This is a genomic window from Cellulophaga sp. RHA19 (assembly GCF_002813425.1).
Lineage (GTDB): Bacteria > Bacteroidota > Bacteroidia > Flavobacteriales > Flavobacteriaceae > Cellulophaga.
Genome location: NZ_PHUL01000001.1, coordinates 3,877,251 through 3,891,515, shown reverse-complemented (window position 1 = coordinate 3,891,515; position 14,265 = coordinate 3,877,251). Strand labels below are relative to the sequence as shown.

11 protein-coding genes are annotated in these 14,265 nt (G+C 32.5%); 6 read left to right on the top strand and 5 right to left on the bottom strand.

The window, feature by feature from the left end; genetic code table 11:
- Nucleotides 1–10: 10 nt before the first annotated feature.
- Genes AX016_RS16975 through AX016_RS16955 form a run of 5 tightly spaced genes read left to right on the top strand, consistent with a single transcriptional unit; the run spans nt 11 to nt 4,737 of the window.
- Nucleotides 11–1,258 (top strand): polysaccharide deacetylase family protein, encoded by a 1,248-nt coding sequence (locus AX016_RS16975; protein ID WP_442861204.1) that lies wholly within the window; start codon nt 11–13, stop codon nt 1,256–1,258.
- Nucleotides 1,251–1,940, top strand: a complete 690-nt coding sequence (locus AX016_RS16970) for a YjjG family noncanonical pyrimidine nucleotidase (protein ID WP_100896741.1) — start codon at nt 1,251–1,253, stop codon at nt 1,938–1,940. Before AX016_RS16975 ends, AX016_RS16970 begins: the two co-directional genes overlap by 8 nt.
- Before the next feature lie 38 nt (nt 1,941–1,978).
- Nucleotides 1,979–2,521, top strand: a complete 543-nt coding sequence (locus tag AX016_RS16965) for a hypothetical protein (protein WP_100896740.1) — start codon at nt 1,979–1,981, stop codon at nt 2,519–2,521.
- On the top strand, nt 2,518–3,939 hold the full coding sequence (locus AX016_RS16960) for a DUF5723 family protein (protein WP_100896739.1): 1,422 nt from the start codon (nt 2,518–2,520) through the stop codon (nt 3,937–3,939). Before AX016_RS16965 ends, AX016_RS16960 begins: the two co-directional genes overlap by 4 nt.
- Before the next feature lie 15 nt (nt 3,940–3,954).
- The gene (locus tag AX016_RS16955; protein ID WP_100896738.1) at nt 3,955–4,737 is read left to right on the top strand and encodes a hypothetical protein; all 783 of its coding nucleotides are present in this window, start codon (nt 3,955–3,957) and stop codon (nt 4,735–4,737) included.
- Nucleotides 4,738–4,739: 2 nt separating this feature from the next.
- On the opposite strand, the gene AX016_RS16950 is transcribed toward AX016_RS16955, so the two are convergent.
- On the bottom strand, nt 4,740–6,017 hold the full coding sequence (locus tag AX016_RS16950; RefSeq protein ID WP_100896737.1) for a replication-associated recombination protein A: 1,278 nt from the start codon (nt 6,015–6,017) through the stop codon (nt 4,740–4,742).
- Between the two features lie 89 nt (nt 6,018–6,106).
- Here AX016_RS16950 and AX016_RS16945 point away from each other — a divergent pair, with 89 nt between their 5' ends.
- The gene (locus tag AX016_RS16945; RefSeq protein WP_100896736.1) at nt 6,107–6,853 is read left to right on the top strand and encodes a rhomboid family intramembrane serine protease; all 747 of its coding nucleotides are present in this window, start codon (nt 6,107–6,109) and stop codon (nt 6,851–6,853) included.
- Between the two features lie 10 nt (nt 6,854–6,863).
- On the opposite strand, the gene rlmB is transcribed toward AX016_RS16945, so the two are convergent.
- From rlmB to AX016_RS16925, 4 genes are all read right to left on the bottom strand, one after another.
- Nucleotides 6,864–7,601, bottom strand: a complete 738-nt coding sequence (gene rlmB, locus AX016_RS16940; protein ID WP_100896735.1) for a 23S rRNA (guanosine(2251)-2'-O)-methyltransferase RlmB — start codon at nt 7,599–7,601, stop codon at nt 6,864–6,866.
- 78 nt (nt 7,602–7,679) lie between these two features.
- On the bottom strand, nt 7,680–9,275 hold the full coding sequence (locus AX016_RS16935; RefSeq protein ID WP_100896734.1) for a SusD/RagB family nutrient-binding outer membrane lipoprotein: 1,596 nt from the start codon (nt 9,273–9,275) through the stop codon (nt 7,680–7,682).
- Nucleotides 9,276–9,279: 4 nt separating this feature from the next.
- A complete protein-coding gene (locus AX016_RS16930; protein WP_100896733.1) occupies nt 9,280–12,489 on the bottom strand; it encodes a SusC/RagA family TonB-linked outer membrane protein in 3,210 nt (1,069 codons plus the stop codon).
- A 348-nt stretch (nt 12,490–12,837) separates the two neighbouring features.
- Nucleotides 12,838–14,262: a SusD/RagB family nutrient-binding outer membrane lipoprotein gene (locus AX016_RS16925; RefSeq protein ID WP_100896732.1), complete on the bottom strand. Its 1,425-nt coding sequence runs from the start codon at nt 14,260–14,262 to the stop codon at nt 12,838–12,840.
- Nucleotides 14,263–14,265 lie beyond the last annotated feature (3 nt).

The following is a 14,265-nucleotide window of genomic DNA, read 5'->3' as shown; positions in this document are numbered from 1 at the left end:
CACATATATTATGAAACATCTATTTGGTAAAATTCTGGGTATAGAGGTTACACTAACTACAAAGGTTGAAGATTTTATAAAACATTCTGGAGCAAAAATTACCTATAGTAAACAACCATTACAAAATGAATTTTTTATACGTAGTAATGATTTGTTGTATGAACAAGGAATAACAGATTTAGAAATTAATATTAGTGAATGGGATGGCACGCCATGTTTTTTTGCAACAGGCGAACGTAGTAATATTCCTTTTGATGTTTTTGCAGCTAGTTTTTATCTAATTACTAGGTATGAAGAGTATTTGCCACACGTTAAAGATGAACATGGTAGATACCCAGTTAAAGAAAGTTTAGCTTATAAGCATGGCTTTTTAGAAAAGCCAGTTATAGATATTTGGATGTATAAAGTGTTGGATGCTTTGTTAATGCAATTTCCTGATTTAGCACATAGAAAAAGAGAATATCAGTACACGTCTATAATAGATGTAACCACATCTCATTGTTATGCGCACAGGGGAATAATGCGTAGTTTAGGAGGGTTATTATTAGATTTTTTTACGTTAAAATTTAAGAGAGTTTTTCAGAGGGTATCTGTGTGGATTAATCCTAAAAAAGATCCTTATGATAATTTTGATTATCTAATAGGTTTGCACAAAGCTAATAATATAAAAAGTATGTTCTTTTTTCAGTTTGCAGATTACTCTACTTTTGATAAAAATGTATCTACTACCAACAATAAATTTAAGTATTTAATAAAATCAGTAGCAGATTATAGCGTAGTATCCTTATCAGCTTCTTACAATTCTTTTTCTAACTTAGAAATATTAAAAGAAGAGAAACGCAAATTAGCTTCTGTAATAAACAGACCCATTAAATATGTGCGGTTTAGATTTAATAGAGTAGAAATACCTACTACATATAAAGCTTTAGTTGATGCAGATTTTAGAGAAGATTTTACAATGGGTTACACGCATTGTATAGGGTTTAGAGCAGGTACTTGTTCTCCTTTTTCTTTTTATGATATTCATTTAGAGTCTCAACAGCCTATAAAAATTCATCCGTTTGCAGTACATAATTATGCTCTAAGAGGATTAAAAAGTCAAAAAGTAATTTTCTCTAAATTAGATGGTCTACATTTGCAGTTGCAAAAAGTTAATGGCAAGTTAGTTACTATATTTTCTAATGAGTTGTTAGGTGAAAAACACCGTTTTAACTGGATGAATATTTACGAAACAGTACTAAAAAAATACAATGTATAAAGACCTTGTCACCGATGTTTTTTTTGATTTAGACCATACATTATGGGATTTTGAAAAAAACTCTGCCCTTACGTTTACCAAAATATTAGAAGATAATAAAATTGGCGTAAAAGTTGAAGATTTTTTAAAAGCCTACGTGCCTATAAATCATCAATATTGGAAGTTATTTAGAGAAGAAAAAATATCTAAGGCCGACTTACGTTTTCAACGTTTGCAAACCACTTTTAAAACCATAAATTATAATGCAACAGATAATGAAATTAATTTGTTAGCAGAAGAATATATAAATCATTTATCATCTCATAACCACTTATTTCCTAATGCTATAGAGATATTAGAACACTTAAAACCAAATTATAAGTTGCATATTATAACTAATGGTTTCCAAGAAGTACAGAATAAAAAAATTAGAAACTCAAATTTAGATCGTTTTTTTGATGTGATAATAGATTCTGAAATGGCTGGTGTTAAAAAGCCAGATCCCTATATTTTTGAACTTGCTTTAAAAAAAGCTAACGTATCAGCAGAACAATCTTTAATGATTGGCGACAGTTTAGAGGCAGATATTTTAGGAGCTAAATCTGTGGGTTTACACGCATTACATTTTAATACGCATCAAGAGGAAATACACAATCATTGTAGTATAATTAACTCTTTAGATGAAATAAAAATGTATTTGTAGAGTTATATTTTTACCATTAATTACACAAATACTATAAAATGAAAAGTCCCCACTATTTATTTAGTGTTCTATTTTTATGTTTATCGTTGGTATCTTGCATAGATGAGCAAGATTTTAGCCAAACAGATGATATTGTAATAGAACCCACTGTAGAAGCAAGTATATTTTATTTTGAAACAACAGAGGATCTTATAAACTCTAACCCTTCATCATTTTACACTAATGATTTTAATTTTGATGCTTTTAGTGAAGATTACATTTCAGATAATGTAATAGAGAGTACAATTACCTATCAATTAGAAAACACTACTAGCAAACCTGTTAGCGTAGTTATAGAACTTATTGATGATGGTGGTAATGTATTAGATACTACTGTTTTAAATATAGGAGCAGAATCTACTACAACTACAGATTTAGATGTTTTATATGGCGGTACTGGTAAATCTTTAGATATTATAAGAAATACATCTGCATTGCGTTTATCTGCTCAAAATTTAGGAGATAATACCACTGTGTCTAGTAACGCAAATCCAAAATTAATATTTAGGTCTAGTGCTAAATTAAAAATAGGTGTAAGATGATAAATAGGTATGTAATGTTACTATTTTTTGCGTGCACTTTTTATGGCTTTGCGCAGAATAAACAAATAATGTACGATTTTAAAGAAGTGCCACAAGCAATGCTTTTAAATCCTGGTATAGAAACAGGTTTAAATATGTATGTTGGCGTTCCTTTATTGTCTGGTATATCTTTTCAGGCAGGTTCTAGTGGAGCATCTGTAAACGATTTTTTTGCAAATGATGGTTTAGATATTAACGATAAAATTAGAGAACGTGCCTTGTATGGTATGAAACCAACAGACGATCTTAGTGGTACATACCAAGTAGAAATACTAAATGTAGGATTTAGAAGTAAAAAAAATCCAGACAATTTTTACTCTTTTGGTATTTACAATGAAGGTGATGCTATAGGTTATTGGTTTAAAGATTATGCTATTTTAGGTTTTGAGGGTAATGCAGACAGACTTAACCAAAGGTTTGATTTGTCTCATCTAAAAACAAGAGGGGAAATGGTAAACGTTTTCCATTTTGGTATAAATAAACGTATAGATAATAGGCTAATAGTTGGTGTAAGAGGTAAATTGTACTCTAGTATTTTTTCATTTAAGTCAACAAAAAATAAAGGGTATTTTGTGACAACGCCAGGAGAAAATAACTTGTTAGCTTCTACATTGGTAGCAGATATGCAGCTGCAAACATCTGGTTTAAATAGTATAAAAGATGCTAATGATGACGGTACAGGTGTTGGTAGTGTTTTAACTAAAAGAGGCCTGTTAGGAGGCGATTTAGGAGTGGGTGTAGATTTAGGTTTTACATACCAACTAAACAGAAATACAACAGTAACTGCTAGTATTTTAGATCTAGGATTTATAATGCACTCTACAGATGTTAGAAATTACACTTTAAAAGGGCAAGCAACCGTAGAAGGTGTAGAGGTAATTTTACCTGAAGACTTAATAGGTACAGGTAGAGATTTTTGGCAAGAATTGGTAGATGAGGTGGATGGTTTAATTCCTTATGAAGAGAATCAGGATTCATATATAAGTTTTAGGCCAACCAAACTTTACGGTTCCATACGTTATAATTTTGGAGAACAGAATAGAAGTATGCAAGATTGTGACTGTAAAGCTGGTGGTAGTAGAGGTAGTTTAGGTTACCCTAACGCTGTTGGCGGACAATTGTATGTAATTAACAGACCACGCGGACCACAAGTAGCAGTAACAGGATTTTATCAAAGAAATTTTGGAAAAACACTTAGCTTAAAAACTACTTATACAATTGATAAATATTCAGCAACAAATATTGGTTTTGGAGCAAATTTAAATCTAGGCCCTGTAAATTTATATGCAATGGCAGATAATTTAGTTGGTTACAAAAATTTAGCAGCTTCACAATACGCATCTTTTCAGTTAGGAATTAATGTTATATCTTGGCGCTAAATTTAAGTTAGTCCTATGAAACAGTTACTTTTTGGAGCAATTTTTATGTGTTCATTTTTTTTATCAGCACAAAATTTTAATGAATATAAGTATATAATTGTACCTAAAAAATTCAATGCTTTTAAAGAGGCAGATCAATATAGAACAAGTGCTTTAATTAAGTTTTTGTTTGATAAAAAAGGATATACTGTTGTTTATGATGATGATTTACCACAGGATTTAAAGTCTAATAGGTGTTTAGGTTTAGTAGTTGATTTAAAAGATGAGTCTAATATGTTTACTACAAAAGCAGGTTTGCTTTTAAAGGACTGTAATTCAGATCAAGTTTTTGCAACTTCAGTAGAAAAAAGCAAAGAAAAAGAATATCAAAAAGCATACAGCCAAGCAATAAGGGAGGCTTTTAAATCTTTTAATACTATAAGTTATAGTTACACTCCTAAAGAAGAAGAAAAACATAATAACCAAACTTTGATTGTTAGTTACAAGGATGATGTAAAAAAGGTTGAAGAAAAAGCAGTAGCGGCGGCTCCGGTTGATAAAAAAGTTATAGCTGCAGCTAAAGCAGAGGAAACAGTGTTAGAAGGTGTTTTGTATGCGCAGCAAATACCAAATGGGTATCAATTGGTAGACAGTACACCAAAAATTGAATACAAAATGTACAAAACTACTGTGCCAAGTGTATTTTTAGCTATTAATAATGATATCAACGGAATGATAGTATCTAAAAACGGTAAATGGTTTTTTGAGTATTATCAAGGAGATAAATTACAATCTAAAGAATTAAATATTAAATTTTAATTCTAAAGTTCGTATTTATCTTTCCATCTATTTTTTAAGAATTCTTTAATAGTTCTTTCTCTGTTGTTATTACCAGGAATATAAAAAGATGAACCAGATAATTCATCTGGTAAAAACTCTGCTGCTACAAAGTTATTTTCATAATTGTGAGCATATTGGTAGTCTTTACCGTATCCAATATCTTTCATAAGCTTAGTAGGAGCATTACGTAAAGCAAGCGGTACAGATAAATCTCCAGTTTGTTTAACAACTTGTTGTGCTTTGCCTATAGCGGCATAGCTAGCATTGCTTTTTGCAGACGTAGCTAGGTAAATTGCACATTGACTTAGAATTATTCTTGCCTCTGGGTAGCCAATAGTGCTAACAGCTTGGAAAGTAGTATTTGCCATTACTAAAGCAGTTGGGTTGGCATTGCCTATATCTTCAGATGCAGCAATAAGCATTCTACGAGCAATAAATTTTACATCCTCACCACCTTCAATCATACGTGCCAACCAATACACAGCACCATTTGGGTCACTACCACGAATAGATTTTATAAAAGCAGATACAATATCATAGTGTTGCTCACCTGTTTTGTCGTATAAAACAGTATTTTTTTGCACTTTGCTAAGTACTAATTCATCAGTAATTATAACATCTTCTGTGTTTTCTGAGTTTATGACTAGTTCAAAAATATTTAATAATTTTCTGCCATCTCCACCAGATAGTCTAAGTAGAGCCTCGGTTTCTTTTAGCTCTATGTTTTTCTTTTGTAGCTGAGTGTCTTGTCTTACTGCTCGCTCTAACAAAGCAACTAAATCGTGCTTATCAAAAGGTTTTAAAATATAAACTTGGCATCTACTTAAAAGGGCAGGAATTACCTCAAAACTAGGATTCTCTGTAGTGGCTCCAATTAATGTAACCCAACCTTTCTCTACAGCAGCTAGTAATGAATCTTGCTGGGATTTACTAAACCTATGAATTTCATCAATAAATAAAATAGGATTTTTTGTAGTGAATAAACCACCGCCTTTTTTTGCTTTTTCTATAACCTCTCTAACATCTTTAACTCCGCTGCTAATAGCACTTAAAGTATAAAATGGCCTATCTATTTCATTAGCAATAATATTGGCTAATGTTGTTTTACCAGTACCAGGAGGTCCCCAAAGAATTAAAGAAGGTAAAATACCTCTTTTAATTTGGTGCGTTAGTGTGCCATTATCTCCAACTAAATGGGTCTGACTCACATATTCAGATAATGTTTTAGGTCTTACTCTTTCTGCTAAAGGCTCATTCATACCACAAAAATAAAAAGAATCTAAATGACAATTTAGCAGATTTATATTTTTTGGCTAAATCATTGCGTTATTGTAGTAAATTAGTGTTAATGACAGACAATAATTACTTTAAATTTTCTAATTCAGTGCTATTAGTGCCAATAATAGCTGTATTAAGTATTTGGACAGTCTATTGGGTAGAGCTACAGTTTAAAATAAATTTTAACAATTTTGGAGTGTATCCAAGAACGTTAAGCGGGCTTAAAGGTATATTGTTTAGTCCGTTTATACACGGCTCATTAAAACATCTATATAGCAATACTTTACCGTTAGTAGTGTTAAGTGCTGCATTGGTTTATTTTTACAAGCCAGTTGCGTTTAAAGTTCTTTTTTATGGCACGCTATTGTCTGGCTTAATTACCTGGTTAATTGGTAGACCATCTTACCATATTGGTGCAAGTGGTGTTATTTATTTACTTGCTAGTTTTATATTTTTTAAAGGTGTTTTTGCTAAGCATTACCGGTTAATTGCACTTTCTTTACTTGTAGTATTTGTATATGGTAGTATGCTATGGTATATACTCCCTATAAAAGAAGGTGTTTCATGGGAAGGTCATTTAGGCGGATTTATTACGGGATTATTTTTTGCATACTTTTTAAAAGCAGATATTCCTAAACCCCAAAAGTATGCTTGGGAAGAGGATAACTACAATGAAGAAGCAGACGAATTTCTACGTCATTTTGATGAGAATGGTAATTTTGTAGAATTTAAACCAGATGATGATCCAGAATTAGACACTACAAGTTCAAGTCCAATCAATATTACGTATCACTTTAAAAAGAAAACAGAAGAGTAGTAGGAGTATTTTATCCTAAACGTTGTCTTACGGCTTCGTATAAAAACACACCACAAGCAACAGAAACATTTAAAGATTCTATTTCTCCTAATAAAGGTAATTTGGCAGTATGGTCTGCGGCTTTTAATATTGATGGAGATATACCTACATCTTCAGAACCCATAATTATTGCAGAAGCTTCTTTAAAAGAAACATCGTAAATTGTATTTTCTGTTTTTTCTGATGCAGCAATAATTTTAACTCCAGAAGCTTGTAGATAATGTACAGCGTCTTTAATATGGTTAACTTTTGCAATTGGCACTTTAAAAGCAGCACCGGCAGAAGTTTTTATGGTATCTGCAGTTACAGGAGCAGCACCTTTTTTCTGAATAATGATACCATCTACACCAGTACATTCTGCAGTTCTTATGATTGCACCAAAGTTACGTACATCAGACAGTTGGTCTAGCAGTAAAAAAAGAGGGTTTTCTTTTTTTTCAATTATAGCTTCTACCAATTCTTCAAAATTATGAAACGTAATAGGAGATATGTTAGCAACTACACCTTGGTGGTTATTTCTTGTTAGTCTGTTTAGTTTTTCAACAGGTACATAAGAAATACTAATTCCTTTTTTTCTGGCTAAATTTTCAAGTTCTCTAAAAAGATCTCCTTTTAATCCTTTTTGAACAAAAATTTTATCTAGAGCTTCATTAGCATTTATAGCTTCTATAATTGCTCTAATACCATAAATTTGGGTAGTTTTTTCCATTTGGCAAAGGTATAAAAAAAACCTGCGGAAATCTCCGCAGGTTTAAATATTAAATTAGGAATTTTTAGCTAATTAAAATTAGTTAACATCCCAGAATAATTTGCTTGTAATTAAATCGCCATTTGAAAGTCCTTGAGCAGCAGTATTTCTATTTTCACCATTTAAAGTTTGAAGTACTTGTGGGTATCTCAAACGAAAAGGTAAATCATCTACTGAAGGATCTACTGGTCCAGGTTCAAAAGTATAACTACTTAAAGGTTCATCAGTATTTTGTTCGTCAATCTGAATCTGTGGTAATGTAACTACTTCATTTGCTTGAATTAAAGTATTAGGAAAACCAGTTCTTCTGTATTCTGTGTAAGCTTGGTGAGCTTGCATATACAAAGCTATATATTTTTGATTAAGAACGTTTGCTTGGTTAGCTGGAGGTAAGCTAGATACAAAAGTAGATATATCTGTAGCATCTACTCCCCATTTTTCCATACTTGCTGTAACCCCATTTTCATAGTTAGTTTGTGACCAACCATTACGTTCCGAAATTAAAAATTCTACTTCTGCGTATTCCATTAAAACCTCTTTGTAATCTGGTTTTAAAACATTACTGCTAGGGTAAGAGTAAGCTATGTTCCTTAAGAAATTAGTGTTTCTAAAAGCATAAGGAATACCTATATAATCATCATAATCTTCTGTTACCACTGCAGTACCTTTTTTAACTTCCTCTATTCCTTCTGAAATTGGGACAGCCATTTTAAATAAACGTGGATCTGGATTGAAATTTCCTCTTTCTCCTTTTAATAAATCTATAAATGGTGCGGCAACAGCAAAATCAGTTCTATCTATGAAAGAACCCCATAAAGGAGAAGAATTTGCATCAGCAGTATCGTAAGATTGTGCAGCAGTATCATCGTTAGAAGTCATAACACCACTTGCGATAGCAGCATCAAAAGCCGACTCATATGTTGCATTATCTACACCTTTTATAGTTGTAGCAACTCTTAATATCAATGAGTTTGCAAATTTTTTCCATTTAGAAGCGTCTCCTCCAAAAATATTATCTCCACTATTAAATACTACGGAGCCTTCGTTAATCATATCTGCGGACTCTCTTAATTCTTTAAGAATGTCAATATAAATGTCTTCTTGAGAAGCAAAAACAGGAGTGGCGGTTAAATCTAAGTTTAAACCTTCAAAACTAGCGTTGTCTGAACCATAAGAATAGTAAGGAACATCCCCAAAAAAGTTTGTTAATTCGTAAAACATATAAGAAAGCATAATACGAGAAGCGGCAATTTGGTTGTCATTATCTCCGTATGCGGCAGCAAGACCTCTTGTTTCTTCGTTTGTATTTTGATCCAATATAGCTTTAAAATCTGTAGCAACTAAATAAGTGTTACGGTATATAGATTCTGCGGAAGATTCACGATATAAATATCTGTCTTCATCAGCATAAGCAGTTTGTCCCCAGTATTGAACCCAAGGAAGAGTTAATCTCCCTTCGTTAAATGCGTCTCTTGAGAAATCTGTAAATTGTTTAGTAGCACTAGCAAAAATATTACTAGTGGGTACTACCTCTGGGTTGTTTGGATTCTCATTAATTTCTGCTAAATCTTGGTCACAGGAATTAAAAGTAATTGCCAATACAATTGCTAATAATAGTATAAGTTTATTTTTCATTTTCTTAGAATTTTAATTGTAAGTTTAATCCATAGCTTTTAGTTGAAGGAAGTGATCCACCTTCAGAACCCTGGATGTTTCCACTTCCAGAAGTAGCTACTTCTGGGTCAAAGTTTTCATTATCTAGTCCCCAAACACCTAAGTTTCTTCCAAAAGCAGATATGTTTACAGCTGTAATACCTGTGTTTTTTAATAATGATGAAGGTAATTTATAACTTAAACTAACTTCTCTTAACTTTATATAATCTGCATTAAATACGTTAGCAGCATCTGCTCCAAAGAAATAATCTGTACCTTCTTGTTGTGCAGATATTACTTGAGTATTAGGAGAGGTATTTGTAACAACATAGTCACCATTAGCGTCATACGTGATAGTACCTGTTACGCCTTCTAAAACGGTTCCCACTTCTCTTTTGTTGTTAGTTGCAGTTTGTTCAAGAATACCTGAGTAGTTACCCCATATATTTGTTAAAGATCTGTATTTACCACCCTTTTGTACATCAACTAAAAATCCTAAACTAAGATTTTTATACCTTAATGTATTCTTGAAACCCATATTGTAATCTGGAAGTATAGATCCTAAATTTTCTACATTTTGAGTTTCTGCATAACTACCATTAGCATTTACAACTTTATTACCCTGGTCGTCAAAGACAAAATTAGTACCTCTAATAACACCATAAGATTCCCCTACAACTGCATTAATTGACACTGAGTTAAATGGGAATGAAGCAATTTGCAATGACTCAACACCGTCAATTATCTCTAATAACTCGTTGTTGTTTTTTGAAAAATTCCATGTAAAATCCCAAGAAAAATCTTCTGTTTGAATAGGAGTTATATTAACTAAAGCTTCAATACCTCTATTTCTTAATACACCTGCATTTGTAAATGTAGAGTTATAACCTGTTGAAGGATCAACGGTTACTGGAGTAATTAAATCACTAGTTTCTTCGTTATAATAAGTAAGGTCAAAACTAATACGATTTTTTAAAAATGCCATTTCTAAACCTACTTCATAAGTTTGCTTTAATTCTGGTCGTAAATTTGGGTTTTGACTGACACCATTTGTACTAAAAGGTACATCTCCTAAAAAAGGAATATCTGCTACAAATGTTGTAGCTAATTGATATGGATCAGTATCACTACCTACTTCTGCATAACCACCACGTATCTTACCAAATGATAGCCAATCAGCTTTAATTAAATTAGAGAAAACAATACTACCGTTTACACCTGGGTAAAAGAAAGAGTTGTCATTTTCAGGAAGTGTTGAAGACCAATCACTACGACCAACTACAGTTAAATAAGCAAAGTTGTCATAACCTAAAGAAACAGATCCGTAAACACTATTGACTCTTTTGTAAGAATCAAATTCTGTAGCTTGAGCTGGATCTGATGAATTACTGATATTATATAAACCTGGAACAACTAAGCCTCCAGATGTAGCTGCAGATAATCTATGAAATTCATTATCTCTTCGGTTTGTACCTATAAATGAGTTGACACTAATTTTGTCATCCATAAATTTTTTGTCAAAGTGTAGTCTAGCCTCGTAATTTACTTCTTGAAAATCTCTATCCGCTTCAGAATAGAATGCTGGTGATTGAGATCCAACTGCTCTACGATCATTTATTCTAAAGTCATAAGTATCTGCATATATTTTAGCTACTACATATAACTCATCTGTAAAATTATATGTTGCACCTATATTACCATACCAACGTGTACGTTTATCTTCTGATGTATTTTCATATAATGTCCAGTAAGGATTATCAGAGTATCTAGGGCTTCCATCTTCTGCAGAAACTCTATTCCAACTACGTTGAGTTCCATCTTCTCTCTTATAATTTTTTAAACGTTCAAAATCTAGAGAAGTCTGTCCAAACTGATACATCTGTTGAACCACACCAGAACCAGTGTAGCCAGAGGCAGGTCTGTTAAACCCATCAGTTATTGTTAAGTTTACAAGAGCATCTACTTTTAACTTTTCAGTTAATTGACTTGTAGCATTAAAATTAACAGAGCTTTTATTTAATTCAGAATTAGGTACAATACCGTGTGTACTTGTTTTATTAGCACTTAAACGTACCGTAGATTTTTCTGTACCTTGTGAAAAGGATACACCATTATTATAAGTGATCCCAGTATTCCAAAATGAATCTTTATCATTTTTAGGAGCCACCCATGGTCTAGTTTGTAAATAATCATTACTAAATTCAGGGTCAAAAGCATCCCAATGTAAAACTTGTTGACCTTCATATCTAGGTCCCCATGATTCATCTGTGCCATAATCAACAACACTATACTCTGTACCATTAATTGTAGTTGTACCAAAACCAACTTGACCAATAGTGCTAGCATCACCAGCACCGCCACCATATAGGTTTTGCACTTTTGGTAAAATATTAACTTTGTCAAATGTAACACCTGAATTTATTGTTATCTGTGCTTTTCCTTTTTTTCCAGATTTTGTAGTAATTAAGATAACACCGTTACTTGCTCTTGATCCGTAAAGTGCTGCCGCAGCACCACCTTTAAGTATATTCATAGTCTCAATGTCATCTGGATTGATGTCAAAACCAGCATCACCAAAATCACGTCCGCCACCACCTGACTGAGTAGCGTTGCTATTATAATTTGAATTATCTAATGGGATGCCATCAACAACCATTAAAGGTCTGTTTTCTTGAGTAATAGAACTAGGTCCTCTTAAAACAATTCTTGTTGATCCTCCTAAACTTCCTGAATTGTTAGATACTTGAACGCCTGCTACTTTCCCAGACATTGCGTTAAGTGCATTTGAGCTTCTTGTTTCTGCGATATCATCACCGCTAACTGTTTGTGTAGAGTAACCCAGAGATTTTTTTTCTCTAGAAATGCCCAAAGCTGTTACCACAACTTCTTGTAAGGCTTCTGCATCCTCAGTCATTTTTACATTAATCATATTTTGGTTATCAACCGTACGAGAAGTAGGTGTTTGACCTAAATAGGTAAATAAAAGTACTTGTCCGTTAGATGCAGAAATTGTGTATTTCCCATCAAAATCTGTTTGAGTACCTGTAGTTGTTCCTTTTACAAGGATGTTTACGCCTGGTAATGGTATACCATCTTGATCGGTAACCGTACCAGAAATCGTTTTTTGTTGTGCAAAAGTTAAGTGCACAATAAACGCTAAGAGTAGCGTTAAGATTCCTCTTTGTTTTGTTTTCATTTTTGAAATATTTGAATTAGTCGATATCAAAAATCAAAAATATTTGTTAATAAGCAAACTAATTTTCTACTTATTTTAACAAGATTGTCAGAAAAAAGCTTATTGCGTTGTGGAATTAATAATAAAAATATCAAATAGATATTAATAATGTAAATTAGTTAATTTTCAGTGTACGTTAAATATTATTAAAATTAACATTTGTGCATGTTGTTTTAGATTAATAAGAATTAATCAGAGCTAGCTTTAACATAGAAAAGATTCTTTTTTTTCTTAAAGTTTAATAAAAAAAAACCTGCGGAAATCTCCGCAGGTTTAAGTGTTAAAATATGAATTTTCAGCTAATTAAAATTAATTAACATCCCACCATACTTTTTCTGTCATATCTCCAGGATTAGAAGATACAGCATTTAATGATGCTGAGTTTGACGTTGTTTCAGATAGAGGGTAAGGCATGCGTACAGGAATAGTATTAATAAACGCTGCTGTAGGTGCACTCAATTGAGGGTAATCTAATCTTCTCCATTCATTCCAAGCTTCAAAACCTTTAACATACAAAGAAATCCATTTTTGAATACCAATTGACTCTTTCCAGTTAGCTGCGTCGTATGCATTGTTTGTTAAATAATCAGATATAGCTGCTGCATCGTCAATTCCCCAGTAATTCATTGAAGCTGTTACGGCATTATTGTATGCAGTTTCTGCATCTCCTGTTAAAATACCTCTCTGGTATGCTTCAGCTAATAAAAACTGAACCTCACTGTAAGACATAATCACATGTGGTGCTATTGCAGCTCTTACTAAATCACTTGGTCTAGAAGTAGTTGGTTTTAATGTTGTAGCATCATTATCTAACAATCCGTAAGGCATACCAACAATAGTTCCTGCAGATGCAGGCTTAGCATAAATATCTAATCTTGGATCTCCTAAATCTGTTAATGTTGTAACTAAAAATTCAGAAACAGCATAGTCATCTCTGTTGTTAATGTTAACGTTTCTCCATAGTGGATTAGATCTGTCTGGAGCAGAGTCAAAGGTAAATAATGCATTCTCTGTATTACTAGATATTAAATTAGTAGAAGCAATAGTTGCATATTTTGTAGCTGTTGCTAGATCTATATCAGATAAGCGAATAGCATATTTAAGCATCAATGAATTTGTTAACTTAATCCAGTTTTCAACATTACCCTCGTATACTACATCACCCGAAGAAAAAGAAGGTGAACTTGTATCAAAAGTATTGCTTGCTTGCTCTAACGATTCCAATACGCTTAAGTATATATTTTCTTGAGAATCGTATGATGGTAAATTAAACTCACTATTAATAGCTTCTGTGTAAGGAACAGCTCCAAATCCGTCGGACAAAAAAGTAAAAACCTGAGAAGACATAACATCTAATATGTTTTTCTTATTTGTTTTTATATTATCTGACACATCTTGTAACTCTACTAATTCCTTAGCGGATGCTAATTCTTTTAAAACAGATGCATACATAGTAGACCACGTGCCATCAAAAGCTGTAATAGTTTGGTTGTATCTACTGTCTTCAGTATATTCATTTTCTGCCCATTGTTGGGTCATTAGCATACCCCAGCCAGCATTAACTCCTGTACCAGCTAAACTATTGTAAAATGTATATTCAGCTGTAGTAAGTAAGGTCGAAGGACTAACAATAACTGCATTGTTAGGGTCAATATTTAGTTCTTCAAGTCCATTATCACATGCGCATAACATTGTCGCGGAAAGTAATAATGTAAATATTTTATTTTTTTTCATGTT

Excerpts from the sequence above, each read along its gene's own strand:
- AX016_RS16975 (WP_442861204.1), top strand. The coding sequence starts at position 11 with ATGAAACATCTATTTGGTAAAATTCTGGGTATAGAGGTTACACTAACT.
- AX016_RS16970 (WP_100896741.1), top strand. The coding sequence starts at position 1,251 with ATGTATAAAGACCTTGTCACCGATGTTTTTTTTGATTTAGACCATACA.
- AX016_RS16965 (WP_100896740.1), top strand. The coding sequence starts at position 1,979 with ATGAAAAGTCCCCACTATTTATTTAGTGTTCTATTTTTATGTTTATCG.
- AX016_RS16960 (WP_100896739.1), top strand. The coding sequence starts at position 2,518 with ATGATAAATAGGTATGTAATGTTACTATTTTTTGCGTGCACTTTTTAT.
- AX016_RS16955 (WP_100896738.1), top strand. The coding sequence starts at position 3,955 with ATGAAACAGTTACTTTTTGGAGCAATTTTTATGTGTTCATTTTTTTTA.
- AX016_RS16950 (WP_100896737.1), bottom strand. The coding sequence starts at position 6,017 with ATGAATGAGCCTTTAGCAGAAAGAGTAAGACCTAAAACATTATCTGAA.
- AX016_RS16945 (WP_100896736.1), top strand. The coding sequence starts at position 6,107 with ATGACAGACAATAATTACTTTAAATTTTCTAATTCAGTGCTATTAGTG.
- rlmB (WP_100896735.1), bottom strand. The coding sequence starts at position 7,601 with ATGGAAAAAACTACCCAAATTTATGGTATTAGAGCAATTATAGAAGCT.
- AX016_RS16935 (WP_100896734.1), bottom strand. The coding sequence starts at position 9,275 with ATGAAAAATAAACTTATACTATTATTAGCAATTGTATTGGCAATTACT.
- AX016_RS16930 (WP_100896733.1), bottom strand. The coding sequence starts at position 12,489 with ATGAAAACAAAACAAAGAGGAATCTTAACGCTACTCTTAGCGTTTATT.
- AX016_RS16925 (WP_100896732.1), bottom strand. The coding sequence starts at position 14,262 with ATGAAAAAAAATAAAATATTTACATTATTACTTTCCGCGACAATGTTA.